At 42.5% G+C, this 24,809-nt stretch carries 21 protein-coding genes and 3 pseudogenes; 21 read left to right on the forward strand and 3 right to left on the reverse strand.

Annotated elements, in window-relative coordinates:
• Nucleotides 1-386: pseudogene (locus FTU95_RS00005) on the reverse strand (IS5 family transposase); the annotation flags it as partial.
• 61 nt (nt 387-447) lie between these two features.
• On the opposite strand from FTU95_RS00005, the pseudogene FTU95_RS00010 reads away from it, so the two are divergent.
• The 8 genes and pseudogenes from FTU95_RS00010 to FTU95_RS00045 all read left to right on the forward strand — a co-directional run.
• Nucleotides 448-1,416: pseudogene (locus FTU95_RS00010) on the forward strand (tyrosine-type recombinase/integrase); the annotation flags it as partial.
• A gap of 621 nt (nt 1,417-2,037) precedes the next feature.
• A complete protein-coding gene (locus FTU95_RS00015) occupies nt 2,038-3,489 on the forward strand; it encodes a hypothetical protein (RefSeq protein ID WP_228127733.1) in 1,452 nt (483 codons plus the stop codon).
• Nucleotides 3,486-4,949, forward strand: a complete 1,464-nt coding sequence (locus tag FTU95_RS00020) for a hypothetical protein (RefSeq protein WP_005096117.1) — start codon at nt 3,486-3,488, stop codon at nt 4,947-4,949. Before FTU95_RS00015 ends, FTU95_RS00020 begins: the two co-directional genes overlap by 4 nt.
• Before the next feature lie 32 nt (nt 4,950-4,981).
• A complete protein-coding gene (locus FTU95_RS00025) occupies nt 4,982-5,392 on the forward strand; it encodes a hypothetical protein (protein WP_180077114.1) in 411 nt (136 codons plus the stop codon).
• A gap of 52 nt (nt 5,393-5,444) precedes the next feature.
• The gene (locus tag FTU95_RS00030) at nt 5,445-9,167 is read left to right on the forward strand and encodes a tubulin-like doman-containing protein (protein ID WP_005096121.1); all 3,723 of its coding nucleotides are present in this window, start codon (nt 5,445-5,447) and stop codon (nt 9,165-9,167) included.
• 79 nt (nt 9,168-9,246) lie between these two features.
• The gene (locus tag FTU95_RS00035; protein ID WP_100534454.1) at nt 9,247-10,659 is read left to right on the forward strand and encodes a lipopolysaccharide assembly protein LapB; all 1,413 of its coding nucleotides are present in this window, start codon (nt 9,247-9,249) and stop codon (nt 10,657-10,659) included.
• A 28-nt stretch (nt 10,660-10,687) separates the two neighbouring features.
• Complete coding sequence (locus FTU95_RS00040; RefSeq protein WP_005096125.1) at nt 10,688-11,350, forward strand: hypothetical protein; 663 nt, start codon at nt 10,688-10,690, stop codon at nt 11,348-11,350.
• 72 nt (nt 11,351-11,422) lie between these two features.
• Nucleotides 11,423-11,974, forward strand: a complete 552-nt coding sequence (locus FTU95_RS00045) for a DUF2799 domain-containing protein (RefSeq protein ID WP_005096126.1) — start codon at nt 11,423-11,425, stop codon at nt 11,972-11,974.
• Between the two features lie 93 nt (nt 11,975-12,067).
• Here FTU95_RS00045 and FTU95_RS00050 read toward each other — a convergent pair.
• A pseudogene (locus FTU95_RS00050) lies at nt 12,068-12,238 on the reverse strand (IS982 family transposase); the annotation flags it as partial.
• Nucleotides 12,239-12,265: 27 nt separating this feature from the next.
• Here FTU95_RS00050 and FTU95_RS14940 point away from each other — a divergent pair.
• The 7 genes from FTU95_RS14940 (at nt 12,266) to FTU95_RS00080 (ending at nt 17,768) form a co-directional block, all read left to right on the forward strand.
• Nucleotides 12,266-12,394 carry a hypothetical protein gene (locus tag FTU95_RS14940; RefSeq protein ID WP_005096127.1) on the forward strand — a complete coding sequence of 43 codons (129 nt, stop codon included), beginning with the start codon at nt 12,266-12,268 and terminating at the stop codon, nt 12,392-12,394.
• A gap of 300 nt (nt 12,395-12,694) precedes the next feature.
• Nucleotides 12,695-13,918, forward strand: coding sequence for an efflux RND transporter periplasmic adaptor subunit (locus FTU95_RS00055; protein WP_180077116.1), 1,224 nt, complete (start codon nt 12,695-12,697; stop codon nt 13,916-13,918).
• Entirely contained in the window at nt 13,915-15,138 is a 1,224-nt protein-coding gene (locus FTU95_RS00060) for an ABC transporter permease (RefSeq protein ID WP_074383142.1), read from the forward strand. The genes FTU95_RS00055 and FTU95_RS00060 overlap by 4 nt, the downstream gene beginning before the upstream one ends.
• Nucleotides 15,131-15,853: an ABC transporter ATP-binding protein gene (locus FTU95_RS00065; protein ID WP_159138448.1), complete on the forward strand. Its 723-nt coding sequence runs from the start codon at nt 15,131-15,133 to the stop codon at nt 15,851-15,853. Before FTU95_RS00060 ends, FTU95_RS00065 begins: the two co-directional genes overlap by 8 nt.
• A gap of 202 nt (nt 15,854-16,055) precedes the next feature.
• Entirely contained in the window at nt 16,056-16,472 is a 417-nt protein-coding gene (locus FTU95_RS00070) for a YeeE/YedE family protein (RefSeq protein WP_100357595.1), read from the forward strand.
• 1 nt (nt 16,473) lies between these two features.
• Complete coding sequence (locus FTU95_RS00075; RefSeq protein WP_005096132.1) at nt 16,474-16,896, forward strand: YeeE/YedE family protein; 423 nt, start codon at nt 16,474-16,476, stop codon at nt 16,894-16,896.
• The gene (locus FTU95_RS00080; RefSeq protein WP_159516390.1) at nt 16,893-17,768 is read left to right on the forward strand and encodes an MBL fold metallo-hydrolase; all 876 of its coding nucleotides are present in this window, start codon (nt 16,893-16,895) and stop codon (nt 17,766-17,768) included. The genes FTU95_RS00075 and FTU95_RS00080 overlap by 4 nt, the downstream gene beginning before the upstream one ends.
• Before the next feature lie 174 nt (nt 17,769-17,942).
• On the opposite strand, the gene FTU95_RS00085 is transcribed toward FTU95_RS00080, so the two are convergent.
• Complete coding sequence (locus FTU95_RS00085; RefSeq protein WP_005096135.1) at nt 17,943-18,443, reverse strand: Dps family protein; 501 nt, start codon at nt 18,441-18,443, stop codon at nt 17,943-17,945.
• A 778-nt stretch (nt 18,444-19,221) separates the two neighbouring features.
• Here FTU95_RS00085 and katE point away from each other — a divergent pair.
• From katE to FTU95_RS00115, 6 genes are read left to right on the forward strand one after another with little or no spacing between them, the layout of a single operon-like run.
• On the forward strand, nt 19,222-21,345 hold the full coding sequence (gene katE / locus FTU95_RS00090) for a catalase HPII (RefSeq protein ID WP_180077118.1): 2,124 nt from the start codon (nt 19,222-19,224) through the stop codon (nt 21,343-21,345).
• A 59-nt stretch (nt 21,346-21,404) separates the two neighbouring features.
• On the forward strand, nt 21,405-21,614 hold the full coding sequence (locus FTU95_RS00095; protein ID WP_005096139.1) for a hypothetical protein: 210 nt from the start codon (nt 21,405-21,407) through the stop codon (nt 21,612-21,614).
• A 51-nt stretch (nt 21,615-21,665) separates the two neighbouring features.
• Nucleotides 21,666-22,649 carry an acyl-CoA dehydrogenase gene (locus FTU95_RS00100; protein WP_180077120.1) on the forward strand — a complete coding sequence of 328 codons (984 nt, stop codon included), beginning with the start codon at nt 21,666-21,668 and terminating at the stop codon, nt 22,647-22,649.
• Complete coding sequence (locus FTU95_RS00105) at nt 22,637-23,422, forward strand: PIG-L deacetylase family protein (protein WP_180077122.1); 786 nt, start codon at nt 22,637-22,639, stop codon at nt 23,420-23,422. Before FTU95_RS00100 ends, FTU95_RS00105 begins: the two co-directional genes overlap by 13 nt.
• A complete protein-coding gene (locus tag FTU95_RS00110; RefSeq protein ID WP_180077124.1) occupies nt 23,412-24,026 on the forward strand; it encodes a class I SAM-dependent methyltransferase in 615 nt (204 codons plus the stop codon). Before FTU95_RS00105 ends, FTU95_RS00110 begins: the two co-directional genes overlap by 11 nt.
• Nucleotides 24,023-24,736, forward strand: coding sequence for a glycosyltransferase family 2 protein (locus tag FTU95_RS00115; protein ID WP_005172136.1), 714 nt, complete (start codon nt 24,023-24,025; stop codon nt 24,734-24,736). Before FTU95_RS00110 ends, FTU95_RS00115 begins: the two co-directional genes overlap by 4 nt.
• Nucleotides 24,737-24,809: the final 73 nt, after the last annotated feature.

Genomic DNA, 24,809 nt, shown 5'->3' on the forward strand with positions numbered 1-24,809 from the left:
CAGTACGGGCATGAATTTTGGTGCTTAAGCCCCCTTTACTGCGTCCAATCGCCTGATTTTTTCCCCCCAGCGCTGTGTTGATGAGCACGTACAATGGTGGAGTCTAACATGGCATATTCATTATCACTGTCATGTGACAGTACTTCAAAGACTCTCTGCCACACACCTGTTTTAGCCCAACGACTAAAACGAGTATGCACGACTCTAAAATCACCAAAGCGTTGGGGTAAGTCTCGCCACGGGATACCTGAACGATACCGATACAATACCGCTTCAACAAATAGTCGGTTATCTTTGGCCGTTACTCCAACAGTACCCATTCGTCCAGGTAACAGATCTTTAATCTGTTCCCACTGCTCATCTTTTAATGCATAGCGTTTAGTCATAAAAGTATAATGGGGACAAGGCGGTTTTCCTCAAGCTAATTGATGACACGCCCTAACTAATCTGGAACCTGAATCAAAAGAGTATCGGGAGCTGGACGGCGAAGGCTTATATTCCCGTGTAAAGCCTGATAGTAAAAAAGCGTGGTTATTCAGATACAAGAAGGCAAATGGCAAATGGTCGCGGCTTGGCATCGGTACGTATCCTGAATTGTCGGGAGCTGGCGCACGTAAAAAGGCCAGAGAAATCATTAAGGATATTTCACACGGCGATAATCCAATCATCACCAAGCAAGAACGTAAACGGCAAGAACTAGAACAGCACAATGCCACCTTTGAAGTTCTGGCCCGTGAATGGTTAGACACCAAAGCGAATACTTGGGTGCAGGACACGATGACCAGAAATAAAAGTGCATTGGAAAAACATGTATTTTCTGTTTTTGGCAAACGCTTGTACACCAGCATAAAACCGATTGAATGGATGAATCATTTAAAAGGTATTCAGCAGAAGCAGGATATATATGAACAGGTGAACCGAGTTCGTGCTATGTGTCGTGATATATACGATTTTGCCAAAGTAACTGGGAGAATGGATTACAACCTGGTGGAAGGCATCCGAAAATACCTACAACAAGGCAAAAAAGAAAATATGGCTCATGTGACTGAGCAGGAGTTACCAGCACTACTAAGAGCAATCAATAATTATCCAACTATAGATGTTCGGATGGGATTGCAGCTTTTAGCAATGTTATTTTGCCGACCTACTGAGTTAAGGGGAGCTAAATGGGAGGAGTTCGACCTTGAACAAGGGCTATGGAATATCCCAGAGCACCGTATGAAGAAACGGCGTGAGCATGTTGTGCCTTTATCTACTCAAGCAGTGACGATATTAAAAGAATTGCAGACCTACCAAACCAATTCAGATTATTTATTTCCGAGCAGATCGGATAAGAATAAGCCTAAATCAGACACCGTTTTTATTATGGCTTTGCGCCGTATGGGATATGAAGGCAGGCAGACACCACACGGATTTTCTTTTTCAAATTCATAATTATATCTGATAGATAGAAAAGTCATCCGCAACTGTTTGAGGCAGGACTAGATTTAAAAATGATTGTTTCTGCGACAAATTTACTAGTCGATGGTGGCTGACGAGTTTTACGGATGACAAATGCCTTTGGTTACTTTGGGCGAAACCAAAGTAACAAATAATTTACAAGAATTTGATTTATAACATTAATATTCCGCCTTGAATGACTAAAAAATTAAAGAGTCTATTTCTAAACTCCTTAACTGATCAGCATTACCTAATATTAATGGTTTTTTATGTGAGATCTATATCTCACTATGTGCATATAAATTGAGCCACCGAAATCATTCAGCAATTCAGATTATGGAGTCATTGGCTTAAACATGATTCATGTAATGATGATTATTTTGACTAAATCGTTATATGGGAAAATTCAAATAAAACATGAAACAATTTGTTAGTTTTTGTTAAATAATATTTGTCCATTGTTAAGGTTATATTAACTATCTAATTTTATTAAAAAAAAATCAAATAAATAGTTTGAAAGTAAAAAAAACTGTCTAGAATGTTGCAAAAGAAACTCAAAATATGGGGTGTGTCTTGATTCATAATCAGGATAAAGTAGTGTGGAATTTAGCATCCGGAACTTGGGTTCAAGATGACAAAGTCGGTTATACCTTAAAAAATACGCCGAATTTAAGAATTGCAGATCATGTGAATCCTCACTTTGTTAAGCAATTACTTAATTTGCCAAGTTTGGGTGCGAAAATGTATCCTTCTGAATTTTTGTATGATCCTGAAACGGGTAAGCGTCTAGAAAAAGCAAAAATCAATTCAGATTCATATTGGCTTGCACCTTATGGGCAAAGTTTACATTATGATGATGGTCGTCAATATGTGGATAATCACGGCTTGCAATTGAGTAGCCAACTCAAAGAATTAGAACGTAAACCTGATGTCAGTAATGATGCGCTACTGAAAATTAAAATGCCGCCAAGAGGAATTTTTGAATTTGTGTCTATTAAAACAGGTACAGATATTCCTCAGCTAATAGCATTGAATAAAGTAAATGGAAGTCTATCAATTTGGAGCCAATATAATAATGAATGGCTAGATTTAAGTAATCAAGGTCCGCGTTTAGAGCGCTGCCCAGAACCAATAGAAGAATATTTACACCTTTTAGGTGTTATGAGTGCAGATGGAACACCTCATTTATATATTCCGACTAAAGCTGGTTTGGCACGAGTTATTATTGATGGGTTATCGTTGAGATATCAGACGCAGTATGTGACTGAACATAATCCATGTTTGGGTATGCCTGTATATTGGAATAAAAAAATATTACAACCAATGTTGATCAATAATCAGCTGCAGGTTGTTGATGTACTTACTCGGCAGACATCAGTAGTAGTAAATAATCCAGCATCAGAAATTTATTTTGAAAAAGTAGTGTATGACAATAGACGTATTATTTGGATTGGTAAATCAGGCCAGTTGATTTTAAAATTTGAGGGGCTTGATAATCAAGAGCTAAGGGTCGTTTACGAGATGTGGATACCAGGATATAAGCCTGATTTTCGTTTTGGCGCACCTTATGATGATAGAAAAGGTAATTTCTACCAATTCTGTACAAGTCAGAATGCTGAGAAAGGACCTTGGTGTTATATCGAGCTCGATGCAGAAAAACCACATGTACAACCTTCTTTATTTCGTTTTACCACTGGCTTTTCAAAATTCTACCTGGGTGACAAACTTGACGTAAAAGATATTTGGAAAGAAAAAGTTGGTGTTGAACCAACACATCGTTTTACGGTTCCACTTATTGAGGATGAAAAGCACCAACTAATTTTAGGTTTTAGTTTTGATACAGATACAAATATAGGTATTGAGCAGAAACTTGCAGATGAGTCTAAACAGGATATTATGCTATTTATAGATACGCATGATGGGCTCATAGATTTTCATCGTGTTCAAGTTGAAAAGCCGTTGCAGTCAAGATTCTTTATTCATCAAAACATTTTGTATTTTTATAACCCTAGCTTAACTGAAATCTTAGGCTGGGAGCTTGCTGCATGAAGAAAATAGGATTAATGGCTTTAGTTAGCCTTATATCATCTTTGACTTGTGCAGGACAACATGCATTTTTAGTCCAAAACTCTGGTTGGATGGAACCCTTTTACCAAGATCAAAACTCGCAATTAAAACCACTTGTAAATGCTGTGGTTCAAACCGTCACGCAACCGAGTGACACTATTGCGGTAGCAATGTTTAACCAAAGCAATGCTGTGTCTAAATCACCTACGGTGATTTATCAAGGCGCCGGTAAACAAAATATTAGTCAGCAATTAAGCCAACAGAGCATCGCGAAAAAATCTGATAAAGCCTATGCAGATACCGATTTTAAAGAAGCTGTCGTTGCCACGATTACAGGTCCATTTGCGAAAAAGTCAGGCATTATTTGGATTTTTACTAACAATAAAAATAGTCCAAATAATGATGCGGCTACGGCTGAGCGCAATAAAGAATTCTATGAGCTGGTACATTTAGATCCTGCCATTAACAAAGTTATGGCATATCCATTAAAAATGCCTGTGCAAGGACAACATTTTAATGCATCTGGCTTAATGGTTTATGCCCTGGCTTATGGTGATCAGGCTGAAACTGAATTAAATCATTTGGTTCAATCAGGTCAAATGGAAAAGGTTTTCACCCAGCAACCTGCATTGTTAAAACCTTTAGACAAAGAACCAGTTCAACTCATTCCAACAGGTGTGAAAAACTCGTCTACGATTCATGCTTCTTTAGCATCTGATCAAAAAACCTTGGTTTTTAATTTAGAACCTAAAGATGTTATTCCTGAACTGAAGCTAACAGCAGATCTAAAAAACAAATTTTATCCTTACAACATTGCTGCAACACGCGTTGAAGCAAAGTTGAGATTGGCCAATGGTATGCAAGCACCGATTCAGATTTCTGAATCAGATATTCGTTTGATGACCAAAGACAACACGAAGCTAGAATTTCAAGTGCCAATTCCTTCGCATTTAATTGTGTCTCCATGGTCTTGGGAAGTGTTTAAGGCAATGGGTAAGGCAGTTACGATTCCTGCCAATATTGACGTGACTCTGTATGAGCAGAAGCTGAGCTTATCTGAAGATTTTAAACAGAATTTGCAAAATTTATTTCCTGGTGACCCCTTATCGGATGTCTTTGTTGCACCACAAAGTATTCAGTCTTCCACAGCCACAATTCCTGTGCAATTCCGTTTGCAATATCCATTATGGCCAGTTGTAGTCATGATTGCAGGGGTTTTATTGGCACTTGTATTCGGCATTTTGGCTTTGGCATTGAGTTCAAAACGTAAAAAATACGATGTTTGGGTTAATGGCTTGAAAAAACAAACCATCCAATTAAAACCATTTTCCAAGATGAGTGTTTATGGTGATTCAGGGGAAGAAATTGCGATTGTGAAACGTGGTATTTCAGACGCATCTGTTCAAGTTATAGATAAAAAATTTAGTGTAATACTTCGTTAAATAGTAAGTTTAATAAACATCCAGGGGGATATATGTCAGAGTCAAATACAAATAACGGTTTTGTTTTACCAACAGCAGATGAACAAGCTCAAACTGAAACAGCTACAGTAGCGCAAACTGTTCAAGCAGTGAATATTCCAACAGTTCAAGAAGAAACTGGTTCTCGCGATCTCATGATTGCTGGAGGAATTATCGTTGTTCTTCTCATCGCTTTCTTTTTTGCAAAACGTGGTTTCAGCAATAGTTTGGTAAAAAAACGTATTTCTCCGAGCAAAGCAAGTATGGCAGGTTGGTGGTTATTTATTTTCCTTGCTGCAGTTGCCATTGGTGCAGTCTTGGCAGCAGTCAATCCAGTGAAATTCTTATCTCTGCTTATTTTGGGGCCATTAGGTGTTGTTGCATTGCTAAGTGCTGTCCTGGCATTCACATCAAGCCGTGCTTAAGCACTGAATATAAGTTAAGTAATTAAAAAATAAGCAAAAATAGGGGAAGAAAATGACGGACACGCAAAATGTCAACACAGGCACTGCAGCCAAAGCAGCAGAGCAGACCGTAAAACTCCGCCCAACACTTTATATTGGTGTCGGTGGTACAGGTATGGAAGTGATGATGCGTGTACGTCGTCGTATTCTAAATGCAAGTTGGGGCAGTGATAATGTTCGCTTAGAAAACTTATCACAGTTTCCAATTGCACAATTTATGCATTTTGACTTAGATCAGGGTGCAATTATTGATAGTGGCCGTGCACAAACTGAAGATTTGCAATATAACTTAGTCAAGTTTACGGATGATGAAAAAATTGTAGAGTCTTTTGATATTGAGAAATATAGCCGTGATGATGCATCACTGAGTCGTTATCCTCATATTCAAAATTGGTTACCGTTAACACCGAGAAAAATTCGTGAATTAGGCATTGATCCTGCAAAAGGTGCGGGACAGATTCGATCTGTATCACGTTTATATTTCTTTGATAAATATCCAAAAACACGTGACAAAATTCGCTCAAAATTAAATACATTAAAAGCAGGTTTATCACGCGATGACATGCTGAGAAAATTAAATCTACAGCTGGATACAAGTAAATTCCGTATCGTGGTTTTGGGTTCTGTGGCGGGTGGTACAGGATCAGGTTCATTTTTGGATATGGGGTGGTTATCTAAATGGGTAGCAAGCAACGAAGTTGAAGCTGCTGATGTAGAGTTGATGTTGTTCTTACCGACGGGTTATTCAAGTGCCAATAAAGCACGTACTGAGGCCAATGCTTATGCAGCGTTGATGGAAGTTGAATCTGCAATGGTTGGGCATTCAAAGTATGTTGAAAAATGGGATGATTATGATCGTCCACAGCTTGCATCGAAGCCGTATGATGAAGTTCATTTAATTGATTCCGGTAACCTCGCACGCCAGCATACGGACAATATGAATGACGTGTATTCAATGATTGCGGATACTTTGTTCGAGGATTTTCGTTCTGCTGACTTTGCCAACCGTAAACGTTCGGTTGCAGTAAATCAACGTCAACATAAAATTCATATGTTTGCACCACCTGTACCAACAGGGCGTTTTGGTGACATGAAATTGAATTATTCATGTGCATATTCAGCATTTGGTCAATCGACTTTGGACACACTTGGTCGTGCTCGCTATGATGAATATGCGTACAGTTTGGCAGCGGACATGCTTAAAGCCTTCTTTGGTGTAGCAAGCGCAAATCCTGCTGCTAACCGGGCGAGTGAAAAAAAGCGTGATGCATTCATGGCCGAAAATATGAATCTCAATTTGGTGCCATTTAATAACCTTCCTGAGTTTTCAGCTGCGACATTAAAAAATCCAGAAATTCGTGAGTTAAATACCGAATTTATGGATTTAGAAATTGTAGATATTTTATTACGCTCAGGTCAGAACGGTGTCGAAGTAGATATCGCAGAAGAAACACGTCAGCGTGTTAGTCAGCGTATTAGTGAAATCAGTATTATTGATCGTGAACAGTGGGCAAATGAAGTCCGCAAAACAATGCAAAGCTTAATGCGTGATGTCATTCGTAATACAGATGCTATGGCAGATACAGCTGAAGACCGTGTCATGCGACGTCGAAAAGCATTATTTGAAAGTCTCAAAAAAGATATTGAAAGCCGTTTATATTTATATTTAGATAATCACGAACAAGGTGGTTTCGAATATGTGATTTCGCTAGTCGAACAAATTAAAGACCGTATTGAAAATGCTAACTCAGGTATTACATTACAGCTCAAAAATTCAGCCAATCGTTATACTGCGATTAAAGATGCCTTATTGACTTATGAATATGAAAAGCAACTGAAAGATTTAGAAGAAACAAAGGGTAAAGGGCTTTTAGCTATATTTGGTGGTGGGAATAAAGAAGAGCAAGCTCGTGCAGTGTTGGATAACCTGCGTAAAGATATCGCAAATATTCTTTCTTTCCACCTGCGTGCAAAAGCAGCTTTAGAAGCCATTGAACTGATGCAAGATATTTCAAACTGGTTAGGTAACAGTTTGGGTGTGGATGAAAGTGGAAAAACAATTTGGAATGGTGTGATGGGTGACCTGCAAAGTGGTCAAGAGTCTGTCATAGATATGATGAAACGTCTTGATCACGATCGCGAAGTGATTCATCAACAAATTCGTACCAAGCATGCAACTTTACAAATTATTGAAACTGACGATGTAAAAGAGCGTGAAATAGATCCTCGTTTAATGTGTGAATGGGCGGCTGAAGCATTTAAGGATTTTGGTGGTTCAAAAGAGCTATTTAAAATTCTTGTTGACCCGGATCAGCAAACACCATTATTGCTTAAAATTATTCGCATGGCAGAGCGTCGTCTAGTTATTTTTGAACAAAATGATCAAGAAGAAGATGCATTGTATAAAGCACTTGAAAATATGAGTGTAGTTGAACGTCAGAATGTATTTACTGAGTGGTTACAGCGTGCCATGCCTTGGGTTGATGCCAAAATGGGCGGTGATTTCACCCCACCACCAGACCGTTTCAAATGTTTTATCGGTGTGAATGGTGCAGATCAATTTAGCAAAAAGTACAAACATGAACTGACGGGATGTATTCCAAGTGGTTTAGGCTTAAATGCTCAAGCATTGTCGATTGTCGAAACCGGAGAACCTGGTCGAGCAGTCTGCTATGTCGAGCTATCAGGTATTCCTCTTACGATTTTACGGGGTATTGAGACTTGGCGTACTAGTTACCGTAAAGAAAGTGAAAGAACACCACTACATACGCATATTGACTCAACACGATTCAAGCATCCATATGCACCAACACCTGATGAATTAAACAGCTTGGCTGATGATTTTAAATGCTACTTAAAAGCAGTGATGTTGGGTGTTTTAAAACGTTGTGACGTTCCAGGCTTGATTCCAAGTGGGCAGTATGAATTTGCGGTCGCACGTGGCGATGTGCGTCGCTTAGGCAATGAACGTGGTTTCCGTTTAAATGGTTTACCTCAGACTTACCGTGATAACATTTATGATCAAGTGCAGCAGAAATTTAAATCACTCAGTGATGCAAATTTAACAATGCTAATTGCATTAGTTGATCATTATGAACGAGAGATTTATACCCCTCGTCTTGTTCAAAATGAAACGGGTGCGCAAGTTGAACATGTCGGTTTTGCATGTGCTATTGCAAAAGAATTAAAGAAAGAGCTGATCGAATTAGCTGAGCGTAAGGAAATTCCTCAAGAATTGATCGAGCGTGCATATGAATTAACTGAATATCGCGAAGAAATGGAAAAATGGGCTGAAGTACTCAAAGATTCAGATGAAGATGCATATCAGGATGAAATTCGCGAACCAAATAAAGGTCGACGCCTGAAGTGGGTGATGAATATGTCACCAAGTATCCTACAAATACATGAACAACTTCTTGTGAAAAATAGCATGGCAGATGTAGTACCAATAGCGACATTTGCGATGCCTGGTATGACACCTCCACCTACTCCAGGCGCAATGCCACCCCCAATTTTGCAGCAACCCCAGTATCAATATCATATTGCGATCAATGGGCAAAACTTTGGACCATACCCTCATTCAAAAGTAGTTGAAATGTTGCAGCAGCAACAGATTAACTCTGCAACGATGGTATGGCGTGAAGGTTTAGCTAATTGGATCGCAATTGCCCAATGCCCTGAGCTTGCAATACCTGTGCCGCCACCAATTCCTAGTATCCCGCCAATTTTACAATAATTGCTCATGCAGTATTGTCCTTGAAAAAGGGCAATACTGCCAACGCTCAACACAAAAAAGAAGTAATAGGTTAAATAACATGGCTAAGCAGAACGAAGAGATGGTTTGTATTGAATGTCAGCAGAAGCTACAGCTCAAGGTAAAATATTGTCCTTTTTGTGGTACTTTGCATGACGTTCAACTCCAAACTCCGCCTGTAGAGTCAAAGGAAATACCAATCATTCCAAGAGAGTCATTGAGCGAAAATCAAGATTCAATTGGAAGTCAAAGCCAAAATGAAGCTCAAATCGAAGAAAAATCAAACTCATCGGTTGTAGTTAAACACATCACAAAGCAGGGCAATAAAGAGCTAGTGGGTGTCATCATTGTTGGTTCGACCCTTGAAAACATGCGAACTTATGATCGTTACGCCTTTAAAAAAAATGAAGGAATTTTTGTACGTTTAAAGCATCTAGCAAATATTCCAAATGAATATTTAAGTTTGGAACAATATCAACTCAAGTTTCAAAGTGATCTGTCAGTCTTAGATGCTGAACCAGATGAGCCTCTTGAACCGATACAGCCTGCGGCTCCAATCGTAACCCCTCCACAACTACCATCAACCAGTCAACCTACACTGTTAGATCCACCACAGCAAAAAACCTCGAGTTTTAAATATATTGCGATTGCCTTTATCGTACTTTTGATGGTGATCTTTTTCTTGTTTAGTGGTAAAGAAAATATACAAGAAGAAGTGTCTATAGACGAAGAGGCACAGGTTGATCCTTGTGAAAATGTAAATGCAGAAATTAGTAGCTTTTTGAGTGAAAAAATGCCGACACGTGCATTGAGTATCATCAAACTCAACCAGGCAGAATGTAAAATTAATGCAAGTTTTGTGCAGTTGGTTGTATCTGCAGAAGCGCAAGCCACCTCTGCAAAAGAGAAACTCACTTTAGCAAAAGAGTATTTGCAAGCTGGAAACTTGGAGTTAGCACATCAGACATTGCTTGCTGCATTAGAACTTGATGCGGAACTTGTAGGTGGCCTAGAGCTGTTGCCACAGATCGAATCGATGATTGAAGAATTTAATCTTCAACAAGAAGAAGAGCTGGAAGCATCTATAGAAAGTGAAACTATACAAAATGAAGTTGAAAATTTTCCACAGCAAAATATGCATCAAGAAGTTGAGCAAGCACAGCGTTTAGCACAAGCAGAGCGTGAGCGTGCAGATGCACAACGCCAGGCAGAACAGGCTCAAATAGAACGTCAGAAAGCTGAAGAGGCTGCACGTAAACTAGCAGCAGAAGCAGCACGTCGTCAGAATGAAGCACGTTTTGATTCTCAGCTCAGTCGTGCAGAGCGTGCATTAAATGCAAATAACTACGGTTTGGCTAAATCTTTGGCTCGAGAAGTATTGTCTGCTTCTCCGAGTAATGGTCAAGCAAAACGTATTTTACGTCAGGCTGAAGCAGGTGAATCAGCAGCCTTTGACGATATGGTAATTCAATAATCATTTTATACTTTAAGAGGGAAATTTAATGAAAAAGACAATATCTGTTGCTATGTTGAGCTCAGCTTTAGTTATTTCAGGTTGTGCGAGTACAGGGGGATTGGCAACGTCAGCCAATGGGGGATGTAATACGGGAATGTCTACAGCAGTAGGCGCACTACTTGGTGCAGCAATTGGGGCATCTGTGGGTGATAGTAGTTATGCTGCAACAGGTGCTGCTATTGGCGGTGCGGTTTTTGCAGCAGGATGCTTAATGATTAATGCCCACACCATTCAGAAAAAATCAGCTGCTGAAGTTGAAACGGCATATAAGAAAGCCAATAAAGGGAAATTGCCTCAAACAACAAGGGTTCAACAGTATTCTACTGTTATTTTACCTAATCAAACTGTGGCAGCGAACCAAAATATTACAGTAAAATCAGATTTGACTGTTGTAGAAGGTGTTGCTGATCCTCTTCAGCGTGTCCAAGAAAAATTAGTTCTAAAAGATGCAAATGGAAAAGTGATACGTGAATTGGTGAAAGATGTTCAGGTTTCAACAGCCCAAGGCTATAGTTCTGGCGATTTTGAAAATTCATTCAGTTGGAAGTTTCCTTCGAGTGTATCAAAAGGACAATACTTACTTGATACTGAATTACTCGTGAATGGTAAAAAAGTCGCAAACAATACTCGTACGATCACATTAGTCTAAAATCTCTTAGAAATCCCAATATGTATTGATACATATTGGGATTTTTACTGTAGCCAATATTTTGAGAACTTCATGAAATTAAAAATGTTGCTGTTAGGCAGTATTGTTATGCTGAATGGTTGTGCAATTATGTCTAAAAATGAGTGTTTATCTGCCAATTGGGGTTTAATTGGTCAGAATGATGGTTATAACGGTAATGGTTCATTCATGCAAAAGCGTACTCAAGCATGTATGAAACACAACGCTATTTTAGACACAGAAGCCTATACCACTGGTTATAAAAAAGGTCTAAAAAATTATTGCAATCCACAAACTATTTTTGATTACGCATTACAAGGTAGAGGAACATATCAGAGTTGCCCAATGGAAATGCAAAATAACTTACGACCTTATTACAATGTGGCGAATAAGTTTTATGTGGCGAATAAAAATTTAAAATCGATTGAAGATACAATTGCGACAGCAAAATCTAATATGTATAACTCTGATCTTAAGGAAGAATCACGAAAGTATTATCGTGAAAAATATAACGAAGCTAGCAATAAGTTGGGGCAAGTTCAGCGTGAATATAATATGGCAGAACGAGAAATTCTGCAATTCAAGCGAACGGCAAGTTTTGAATAATAAGAGTTAGTTATAAGATTGAAAAATATAGTTTCTCAGATAGCTAGAAACTGTATTTGCTTATTTCAAAGATTAATTTAACCCTCATCCTGTTTAAGCCAATGACTTTATAATTTGAATGGTTGGCTTATTTCGATGGGTTAATTGGTATGCACATAACGAAGCATAGATGCCAGTTAAAGACCCTGAAATACTCCGAGCTTTACTCGTCACTAAATTATAGTGTCCTTTCAATAGGCTGAATAATGTTTCTATTTTGCTGGGCTTTTTTAAGTAAAATCCCTAGGTACCATGAAGGCAGATCCGCGTGATTTAAACTGGCAGAAAGTTAATCAGGAAATCCGGTTGGCGCCTTTGGGCGAAAGCCTGTCGCAACGTGATCAGTTATTGGGTAAAATTATTAAATCAATCATTCATTAAACAGGCTAAATCAACGATGTTTTAGCCTGTTTTTGATGCTATCCAGATCTTTGACATGGCGGTCGCTTCATACAGCGGACTTTTAGCTCATTCATTCAAATGTTGCAGCTGCCATAGATCACTTTAGCTGAAATCGATAAGTGCTGGCTAAACATGCTCAGGAATCCAACATTTCATTTAAACTCAACAAAATATCTATAAATCTATGCAGGAACCTGTTGTAAATTAGACACTCGAAGAAAATAAATAAAGCGTTATCTTTCTTATTCAATATTCGATGCATCAACCGGAGATTCTCAGTTGCGCGCTGCCCGCTATAAAATTTTGCTCATCATCTTATTGTTACTGGCAGTCGGTTTTGCTCTGTTCCGCTGGTGGCAGGGGCCGGTTCTACCAAGCTATACCTTGAACACCATGCCGCTGATACAAAATGTAGTGGCCACCGGACGCGTGGCGACAGTCTCGCGTGCTCAGGTGGGCAGTGAAATTAGTGGCGTAGTACTTGAGCGGCGGGTCACGGAAGGAGATCAGGTGAAACCTGGTGATCTCTTGGTGGTGCTGAAATCGGATGAATTACTGGCCCAAGTACGACAGGCTGAACTGGCACTGACTGAATTGGCCACCAGCAGACGACCACAGGCGATAGCAGAACTGGCCAGTGCCAAAGCACAACTGGAACAGGCCAGTCGTGAAGCAGCACGGAGACGTAATGCCGAAGCGGGTATCCTGTCGGCTGAAGAAATAGAACAGGCCTTAGAGGCAGAAAGAGTTGCCCGCAACAATTATGAAACCGTTCGTCTAAAAGCAGCGGCATTGTCTACGGGACAAGTTGAAGAAGCATCGCTTCGGGAACAGCTGGCAGTGGCGCAGGCGCAACTGGCAAAAACCAGAATTCGGGCTGCGGTCGCAGGTACAGTACTGACACGGGATGTCGAGCCAGGCGATCTGGTTCAACCAGGACAAACCTTATTTACCATTGCCTTAACGGGCAATACAGAAATCCGGGTGCCACTCGATGAACGGAATTTACCGCAACTGGCCTTAGGGCAAAATGCCACCGTGATTAGCGATGCTTATCCGGATCAGTCTTTTCCGGCCCGCATTAACTTTATTGCACCGAGTATTGATCCGCAGCGGGGCACGGTAGAGGTCAGATTAACCGTCAACCCGGTGCCAGATTTTCTGCGTCAGGACATGACCGTATCGGTCAATGTCGAGACAGATAAACGGGAGCGGGCACTGGCTATTCCGAACGATGCGCTTAGCAATATTAAAGGCAATAAGGCAGTGGTCGTGTTGGTACGTGATAGAAAAATCCAGCGCCAACCGGTGACTTTAGGTTTACGGGGTCTGGCCATGTCAGAAGTAACTTCAGGTTTGAGTGAGGGTGATCAGGTGCTGGCCAATGCCGAATCGTTACTGGAAGAGGGTGCGCGAGTCCGTCTCAAGCCACAAGATAGCTCATTGATGAGCTCGACTGACGCGACTGATAGCAAGAATGAATTACCGGTGAAATTCGATTGAAAAATTTTTTCGAGCGGCTTTGGATCGAATGGAAAATCGCGATCAGTTTTTTGCGCGAAGGTCGCGCGCAGTCCATTATGATCACGGTGGGCGTCGCCGTTGGTGTGGCGGTGATTGTGTTTATCACGGCCCTGATTCAGGGGCTACAGGCCAATATTGTCGAACGTACATTAGGTACACAGGCACATATCCGTCTGCTCTCACCCGATGAAGTCAACCGGATTGTGCCGCCGCCTGCCGGGACGGTGCAATTGTTACAGGAAGATAAACGCGCACAACGACTGCGTTCCATCAATAATTGGCAGCAGATTACCGAAACGCTGGATCAGTTGCCGATATTAACTGCTGTGTCGCCTGTGGTCTCCGGGCCGGCCTTTGTACAACGCGGTGATGCGATTGAATCCGTGGCCTTGGTCGGAATGGATCTGGAGCGTTATCAGCAGATCATTCCATTGAAAGAATATTTAACCAGTGGTCAGTTACGTGTTGGCGCAGACGATGTACTGATCGGCAGTCAGTTGGCCAAAGATCTGGGGGTTCAGGTCGGTAGCAAATTGCGACTGGATACCGGTCAGCAAAACAGTGCCTTGGTAAATATTGCCGGCATATTTGAACTGGGCGTGCGTGAACTGGATGCGCGTTATGTTTATCTGGACTTGAAACAGGCACAGTCTTTACTCGGCCTGCCCGGTGGTGTAACTGTCATTGATCTGACCATTAACGATATTTTTGAGGCTGATGAAATTGCGGCCCAAGTGGGGCGCCTGACCTCATTAAAGGCCGAAAGCTGGATTTCAACCAATGCACAGCTGATGAATGCGATTACTGCACAGAGCCTGTCTACCAATATGATTATTGTTTTTGTTGCCATTTCAGTGGCTTTTGGCATTGCCAGTGTCATGTCCGTCAGCGTGGTACAGCGCACCCGGGAAATTGGTATTTTGCGTGCGACAGGCGCCACCCAGTCACAAATTTTAAGAATTTTCCTGTTTCAGGGGGCCATATTTGGTCTGCTGGGTTCGGTCGTTGGCAGTGCAGCCAGTTATGGTCTGGTCTGGGTATTTAATAATTTTGGCCCCGGATTATTTTATATCCCGATTTCGATCGAGCTGGTACTTCTGGCTTTATTGTTGGCGACATTAACAGGGGTATTGGCCGCTGCAGTACCATCACGCCGGGCAGCGGCACTCGATCCGGTGGAGGCGATTCGTCATGTCTGAACCATCTCAAGAAGTCCTACGTTTAGAAGCGCTGCACAAATCTTATAATATTGGTCAGCCCAATGAAATTGAGGTCTTGCATGGTATTGATCTGTGTATTGAACGCCAGGATTTTGCTGCTCTGATTGGGCCTTCTGGCTCCGGAAAAAGTACGCTATTGAATATTCTGGGATTGCTGGATCAGCCGAGTAGTGGCGAGCTGTATTTGCTGGGACAGCCGACCAGTGCCATGGATGATCGTGGCCGGACTGCGTTACGTGGCAATAGTATTGGATTTGTATTTCAGTTCCATCACCTGATTCAGGCATTTACTGCACTGGATAATATTTTAATGCCCTTGATGATGACGCGAGGCAAACCCGGACAGCAAGGCTTACAACGGGCACGGGATTTGCTGGCTGCAGTGGGGCTGGAAAAGTTTGCTGATCGTAAACCGAACGAGCTTTCCGGTGGGCAGCAACAGCGGATTGCGATTGCGCGGGCTTTGATTACAGAGCCAGCCTTACTTCTGGCCGATGAGCCTACCGGTAATCTGGATACGCAGACCGCCGCCGACATGTTTGAGCTGTTTCGTAAAGTGCATCGTGAACGCGACTGCGCCGTTCTGCTGGTGACACATGACCCGCGCCTATCCGCCACCTGTGATCGAACCATTAATCTGGTCGATGGCCGGATTGAAAGTGATTCCCATACGGTTCATCCAATTGAAACTTAGACAATATTTCAAATATTAGATTGATCCGATCCAGATTATTTCTTTATTAGTCACAGCTGACTAGGGCTGAAACCAGAGAGCTTAGCATGCATTGGATTTGAGCCTATAATCATCTTCCATCAAATAAGTTAAACAGACTAGAACTTGAATAATATTTAATTAAATATAATATCAAAATATATAGTGATGAAAGTGAAATATGATGCATGACTTCCTGAGCGCTTTTCTCGGTGGTTTACTTCTTGGTGTTTCAGTGGTCGGCTATCTGTATATTCATGGCCGGATCGCGGGCATTAGTGGTCTGATTGGACAGGTACTTAATCCTAAAAGCATTTTCAAGACGCCAGCTCTGTGGTTTTTATTGGGTCTCATCATCATTCCATTTGCTTATGGACGATGTATACAACCTGAAATCGAACTGAATACCAGTCCCTGGATGATGATCATTGCAGGTTTACTGGTCGGTTTTGGCACCCGTTTAGGCTCGGGATGTACCAGTGGCCATGGGATTTGTGGCATCAGCCGTTTATCTAGACGTTCAATCTTGGCTACAGCCGTATTTATGTGGGCTGGATTTATGACAGTTTATGTGATTCGTCACCTGATTGGAGTGCGCTAAAATGAAAAATCTGCTGGCATTTTTATGGGGTGGTTTATTCTCAGTTGGCTTGATGATTTCCGGTATGGCCAATCCTGAAAAGGTTCTGGATTTTCTGGATGTTTTTGGCGACTGGGATCCGAGTCTGGCCTTTGTGATGCTGGGCGCGATTATGGTCGCCTTTATTCCTTTTCAGAAAGCCACGCGAAATCCGGTAGCTAAAACTGTATTTCATGAGCCGATCCAGTTACCGACTAATCAGAAAATTGATTCTAAACTGATGAGCGGCAGTCTTTTATTTGGTATCGGCTGGGGAATTGCCGGTATCTGTCCGGCACCCAGTCTGACACTCATTGGTTTAGGCCACTATCAGGCTACTTATTTTATTATGGCCATGCTGGCAGGGGTTTATCTACATCGTCAATGGTCAGGAGCATCATCATGAGTCATAGCGCCGTAATTCAAGATTTTTTTCATGAAGATAGCCATACTTTTAGCTATGTGGTGGGTGATCCGGCCACTGGAAAATGTGCGGTGATTGATAGCGTGCTGGATTATGATGCCGCTTCTGCCAGTACATCGACCAGACATGCGGATCGAATTATTGCCTATATACGACAGCAGAACTTTGAGGTTGAGTGGATTCTGGAAACCCATGTGCATGCAGATCATTTGACCGCAGCGCAATATCTGCATTCACAGTTGGGCGGCAAGATTGCCATGAGCCAGCATATTTCTATTGTGCAGGAAGTCTTTGGCGCGATCTATCATCTGGATATGAAACAGTTCAATCTGGCTCAGCCTTTTGACTATCTGTTTGCGGATCATGAAAAATTCAATATTGGTTCACTACAGGCCTATAACATTCCGACACCGGGGCATACACCGGCCTGTCTGAGTTATGTGGTCGGGAATGCAGTCTTTGTCGGTGATACCTTGTTTATGCCAGATTATGGCACTGCACGTTGTGATTTTCCCAAAGGCAGTGCGGCAACGCTATTCGATTCGGTGCAAAAACTGTATCAATTGCCGGATGATACCCGGGTATTTCTGTGCCATGACTATTTACCGGAAAGCCGTGATCACTTTGTCTGTGAAACCGATATTCAGACCCAGAAGCAGCATAATATCCATATTCACAGGGGGATGGCCAAAGCTGAATTTATTGAAATGCGCCAGCAACGCGATGCCCAATTAGGTATGCCAAAACTGATTTTACCAGCGATTCAAATCAATATACGTGCCGGTCAATTTCCTGAAACAGAGGCCAATGGTATTTCCTATTTAAAACTGCCGCTGAATTATTTTCATGCCTGAATGCCTCAATTCTTAAAACCTGGTGATGAAAAGAGGATGTACACGACTGCATACATCCTCCAAGTTTTTAGTGCTTCATTTTAAAGGTCATATCTTTGGGATTGTTCTAATCGGCTAAGCAACACTCGTGTCATCCCGCTCATCCGCTTGCTCTCAAATGCGATTAATCATGCTTTATTGATCCAGACTACTTCTGAGCATCCAGGCAGTTTTTTCATGTACATCTAGTCGCTGGGTCAAAATATCCGCTGTTGGTTGATCATTGGCGTCTTCAATCACTGCAAAAATACTTCTGGCGGTACGTGCTACGGTCTCATGGGCATCGACCAGTAGGCGCAGCATTTCTTCAGCTTTTGGCACCCCTTCAACCTCTTTAATAGAGGTCAGTTTTACAAACTGTTTATAGGTGCCAGGTGCTGCAAAACCCAAGGCCCGGATACGTTCAGCAATCACATCCAGCGCATTCCACTGCTCGGTGTATTGGGTCATAAACATATTATGCAGGCTATTGAACTGGGGACCGGTGACATTCCAGTGGAAATTATGGGTCATCAAATACAGGGTATAGCTGTCTGCCAATAGTCGGGATAAACCATCGACAATCTTGGCACGATCATCATGCGAAATTCCGATATCAATTTTCATTGCTTTAGATTCTTTTTTAGAAGAGGCCATGCTCTTACTCCTTAAAATTTAACAACATGCTGTGTATTAAAATAAAGTCAGATGTATTCGAAGTTTGAGTCAAACGAGGGTTTGATCTTGATAATGACTCCCGAATTGAAACTTAATTTCCATTATCAATATGAACAAGCTGAAAGATTTAAGTGTTTATAAGTTATAGATATTAGATCAATAGACAGGCAGGAAGTTTAGTCATTATGTATAGCCTGAAGAGAGGATTGTAACTTTTCAATTTAATAAACTTTATTTCTCTTTATCAACCTAGCGATAATTATCCCAACAGATTTAGAACGTTGAAAAAAGCCTTAGCTATTTCAGAATGGAAATATTGCACTGATTCATGATGACGGATTTGTATGCACTATCACATCTTGCCTGAAGAACTTTTATTGCAACATAGCATGACTAAAATTTTATATCTCTTTTAAATGAATGAGATGGCTGTGTGCAAAGATCATAAAAAAGAGGGGGTTATAAAAAAATAACACAACGCTGCCTTAATTAAACAAGGCACAACAAAGAATAATAAACCTCTTTCCTAAATGCAGTTATGTTAGGACACAGGCGCAGTCAATAACAATATCCCAGAAAGCAAAATCCTTCGAGACAGAACACTGAGATGAAGTGCTGACTTGAGACAGCATGGGCTGTAGCAATTGGGTTTGCGGGAATCATGTTATTGGCCAACCCATGCGAGACATAAAGCTCAAGCGACTTTGAGATAGACAAAAATATCTGCACTAAACTCAATCTCAGCAAGGAAAACATCATGAAAATTAAGGCGAATAGTCCAGCCACAGGCAAAAATGGTTTAGATAAGCAAAATACCAATAAAAAGAGTGAGCAGCTTGACGTATATCGTAGCGATGCAACCGAGCAGACGCTCACCACCAATCAGGGCGTTAAAATCTCAGATAACCAGAACAGTCTTAAAGCAGGTGTTCGTGGTGCGACCTTAATGGAAGATTTTATTCTGCGTGAAAAGATCACCCATTTTGACCACGAACGTATTCCGGAGCGTATTGTGCATGCGCGTGGTGTCGGTGCACATGGTTTTTTTGAAGCTTATCCAGGCAATGAAAAACTGACCAAAGCAGGCTTTCTGACCAATACCAGTGTACAAACGCCGGTATTTGTACGTTTTTCTACGGTACAGGGGCCGCGTGGTTCGGCAGATACTGTACGCGATATTCGTGGTTTTGCGACCAAATTCTATACTGAAGAAGGTAATTTTGACCTGGTGGCGAATGATGCGCCGGTATTCTTTATTCAGGACGGGATCAAGTTCCCGGATTTTGTACATGCGGTGAAGCCTGAGCCACAAACTGAAATTCCAACCGGTGCATCAGCACATGATACGTTCTGGGATTTTGTTTCTTTAGTGCCTGAATCAGCGCATGCGGTGATGTGGGCCATGTCAGATCGGGGTATTCCGCGTAATTTAAGAGCCATTCAAGGCTTTGGGGTGCATAGCTTCCGGTTGATCAATGCCGAAAATAAAGCGGTTTTTGTGAAATTTCACTGGACGCCAAAACAGGGTCTCGCCCAACTGGTCTGGGATGAAGCACAAAAACTGGCGGGTAAAGACCCGGATTTCCATCGTCGTGACTTATACGAAGCGATTGCATCCGGGAATTATCCAGAATGGGAGCTCGGTGTACAGGTCGTTCCAGAAGAAGATGAAATGAAATATGATTTCGATTTGCTGGATCCAACCAAAATTATTCCGGAAGAACTTGTGCCGGTGACGCCGATTGGCAGAATGGTGCTGAACCGTAATGTCGATTATTTCTTTGGTGAAACCGAGCAGGTAGCATTCTGTCCGGGACATATTGTGCCGGGACTAGATTTTACCAATGATCCCTTATTACAAGCACGTCTGTTCTCCTATACCGATACCCAGCTCAGCCGTTTAGGTGGTCCAAATTTCCACCAGATTCCGATCAACAAGCCGGTTTGTCCGTTCCACAATAATCAGCGTGACGGGTTACATCAGCGTATTGTACATACCGGTCAAGCCAGTTATGAACCAAACTCGATTGATGATCACTGGCCGGCTGAAGCTCCGCCAGCAGCACAAGATGGTGGTTTTGAAAGCTATCAGGAACGTATTGATGGTCACAAGATCCGTCAGCGCAGTGAATCTTTTAGTGATCATTTTAGTCAGCCTCGTCTTTTCTATCGCAGCCAGGCACCCCATGAGCAAAAACATATTGTCGATGCCTATGTCTTCGAACTGAGCAAGGTAGAACGCAAATATATTCGTGAGCGTGAAGTACTGGAAGTGCTGTGTAACATCGACTTGGACTTGGCACAACAAGTCGCGGATCAATTGGGTATTGAAATTCCGGCAGAGAAAAAAGCGGCAACATTGCCAGAGGTACAGGTTTCACCGCGTTTATCTTTCGAGGCCTTTAAACCCGAAGATATTCAGGCACGGAAAATCGCGCTACTGGTACATGATAAAGCCAATGAGGCCAGTATCAAAGCCGTTCAAGCCTGGGCAGAATCAGAGGGTGCTGTGGTCGATGTACTGACCCCGAAACCGGGTCCGGTACTGGGTCAGCAAGGCGAGGTAATTCCTTCTGACGGTATGCAAAAAGCCGAGCCATCGATTGCCTATGATGCCGTGGTGATTACTGATGGTGATAATTATGATGTGGTGATGAAAGATGGTGTGGCGACTCATTATCTGCTGGAAGCGTATAAGCACCTGAAACCGATTATCTTCCTGGGCGATAAAGCCAAGCTGATTGAAGATCTGCGCCTGATCAGGGATGAAGGGACTTTGGCGCATGAACAGTTTGACGCGGTACAAGACAGCTTCAAGACTTTGATCATGAACCATCGTGTCTGGGCGCGTGAACTGGTTGCAGAAAGCATTCCTGCCTAAACCACTAAAGGATAGGAGCCTTGGCTTCTATCCTTCTGGTTTCAAAATGGATAAATAATATGGTGAGACCGGATGCCAAAAAGTTATTGGCACAGGTACAGCAAGCCAAATGGAACCGAGAACAGGACATCTATCTCATTGAGCATAACCATTTGCCTTTAGCTGAACTGATGCAGCAACTTTGTTTCAATGAAGAAGAAATCATGGCACGCCGTAAGGTATTAGGCCTGACCACACGGTTAAAACAAATGCGAAAACTTTCCCATTAACTGACTTTAGAACATAACAACAGTGCCGTATCTTTATGAGGAAGAGCCTGCATGAGCCTCGGTTCAATATTACAAAGATTTGAAAATTCTCCGCTGGAGCTAGAAGAAAAAATTCCTAAGACCCTAATGGAACTGGTATCGATTTCCGATCAGATTCCTTATCCCGCTTCTGGAAACACCTTAAAACGCTGGCGGATGCTTAGTCAGGTTTCCGCAAGCAATCTGAGTCTGGGCAAACTGTTTGAATCACATCTAGATGCCTTGGCCATTTTGCATGAACTGAATATTCCGCTAGAGCAAAAAGGTCTATGGGCAGTCTGGGCGGCAGAAGGCGGGCCAAGCCCTTTAATATTAGACGCTGGAAAACTTACAGGAATAAAGCCTTGGTGTTCTGCCTCGGTCTGGGTGCAATATGGTCTGCTGACTTATCGTGATGAGCAGCAACGATCACAGTTGCTGATTCTTGATCTGCAACAAGCAGGCATTCAGCATCATATGGACACTTGGCAGGCGGTAGGCATGCAGCATACCTTGACTGCCCGGCTTGAACTGAATCAGGTCGATGCTAAAAAAGTTGCAGTGCCGAATGCCTATCTGGATCGGGCGGGCTTCTGGCATGGCGCCGCCGGCGTGGCTGCATGCTGGTATGGTGCAACCGTGCGTTTGGCTGAATATTTAAAACAGGCTGTCTTGTTAAAACCGCATGCCTATAAGGCCATGTATCTTGGTGAAAGCAGTCGGGAGCTTTTAGCGACACAGGCTTTGTTTTATCAAGTCGCAGATTTAATTGATCAGCAGCCTAAATTTCCCCATCAATTACAGATTCAGGCCTTGCGTGCTCAGGTTGAAGCAACCGCTTTAAACGTGCTGACTCAGGTGGGTAAGGCCCTTGGTGCTGCGCCGTATTGTGAGCAGCCACATTTTGCCCGACTTGCAGCCGATCTGCCGGTATTTATTCGTCAGAGCCATGCCGCCTTTGATCTGGAACGGATTGGTGAATTGAGTGTGCAGGAGGAAGAGTTATGGACATTATAAGACACGAGATTGTCGAAGACCGTGTCATCCATGGCGAAGGTACACGGCTTGAAGAATGGCGCTCTTGCCAGATTTTGCAACAGATGCCGGAATTCGATATTCCCAGCATTATTCCATCAGATGCCCGAGTCTGCATTATTGCCCCGCATCCGGATGATGAAATTTTGGGTTGTGGTGGTCTGATTCAGCGTCTGGACACATTGGGATATCAGATTGTACTTTTTGCCGTTACCAATGGTACCGCCAGCCATCCAGACTCGATTTTGTATAACCCGGAAGAGTTGAACCAGATTCGTCCTGCTGAAACGCGAGCAGCTTTGGAAGAGTTAGCATTGAAGCAGAATATTCTGCGGATTGCGCTGGATATTCAGGATGGCCAGGTCGCAGAACAGCGAGAACTGCTGAAACAGCATTTGCAATCTTATTTGCAGCCCAATGATGTGCTCATTACCACCTTTGTGCATGATGGACATCCAGATCATGAAATTACAGGGCAGGTCACCCAACAGCTGGCAACCGAACGGCACTTATCCTGTATTCAGGTCCTGATTTGGGCCTGGCATTGGGCCACACCTGGAGATACCAGAATTCCCTGGATCGTCGCTCATCAACTCAAATTGACTGATCGAGAATTGCACTATAAGTCTCGAGCTGCGCGGTGTTTTAAGAGTCAGATCGAGCTTGACCCTAGCATAGAACAGGCACCCATTCTGCCAGAGCAGGCATTACAGCGTATTTTACAACCCTGGGAGGTGTATCTGTATGAACAGTAAAGCAGCCTATGATCAGGAATATTTTGATGCCTTATATGCACTGAATCAGGGAGATCCCTGGCACTATGAACAACGCTGGTATGAACAGCGCAAACGGCAGATTTGTCTGGCGGTCTTGCCGCATTTGCAGTTTGACTCCGCGATTGAAATTGGTTGTAGTAATGGCATCTTCAGTCAGGAACTGGCGCAGCGAACAGCAACTTTAATGTGTCTGGATGCCAACGAAACTGCTATTCAATTGGCTCGGCAGCGTTTACATGCTTATCCGCATGTACAGGTACTACAGCAGATTGTGCCAGATCACTTGCCGCAACAGAAATTTCAGCTCATTGTGATCAGTGAGATTCTATATTATCTGAACCCGATTGCACTGCAACAGGTGCTGGCATGGTTGCATACTGCACTGGAACCGGGTGGATGTATCTTGAGTTGTCATTGGCGCGCGCCGATTGCAGGATTTAGCTTAAATGGTGAAGAGGTACATCGACAATTAAAAGCCCAGTTAAAATATAAGCATAATCTCAGCGTACAGGATTCAGACTTTCTGGTCGATCTGTGGCTGAATTCTGCGCAATCCGTAGCTGAGCAGGAGGGCTTGAAATGAAGAAAATTGCGGTGGTGATTCCGGCCTGTAATGAAGAAGCCTATATCGAACGTTGCCTGAAGGCATTAAAATCTGCACGACTTTACTTCTTTCAGCATGTGGGAAAATTAGCAGTTCTGCCCGAGATCAAGATTCTGGTGGTTTTAGACAGTTGCACCGATTCTACTGCAAGCAAAGTTCAGCAGTCGGGAATTCAGACGATCAGTTGTCATTTTAAAAATGTAGGAAAGGCACGTCATTTGGGCGTTCAGCACATGATCGAGCAGGGTTGTGACTGGATTTGTTGTACCGATGCCGATTCTTTTGTACAGCGTGACTGGTTTCAGGTCATGTTGCAGCACCAACCGGCGGATGTGATTTGTGGGGTGGTCGATCTGGATGAATGGGGGCATTTAAGCACATTAGCCCGTCAGACTTATCTGAGTCATTATCAGGACAAGATGGATCACCGTCATATTCATGGGGCAAATCTATGTTTTAAAGCCGCGTCTTATCTACAGGTAAACGGCTTTCAGCAACTGGACTGTCATGAAGATGTCGATTTCATCCATCGCCTAGAACATGTCGGGGCAAAGATTATCTGGTCGAATCAGCTCAGAGTGACCACCAGCAGTCGGCTTAGCTCAAAAATTGCAGCCGGTTTTGCACATTTTCTGCAAAATCTGGAGCTTAAACAAGCCGCTGAAAAACCGATCAGCCTATGCAAATAAAATTACAAAATTATAAATTTTATACAATCAGCCACTTGTAAAAAATCTTGAAATTAGCGCCTAAAAGCTATTC

This window comes from Acinetobacter sp. YH12208 (genome assembly GCF_013418055.1).
In the GTDB taxonomy this organism is placed as follows: domain Bacteria; phylum Pseudomonadota; class Gammaproteobacteria; order Pseudomonadales; family Moraxellaceae; genus Acinetobacter; species Acinetobacter pseudolwoffii.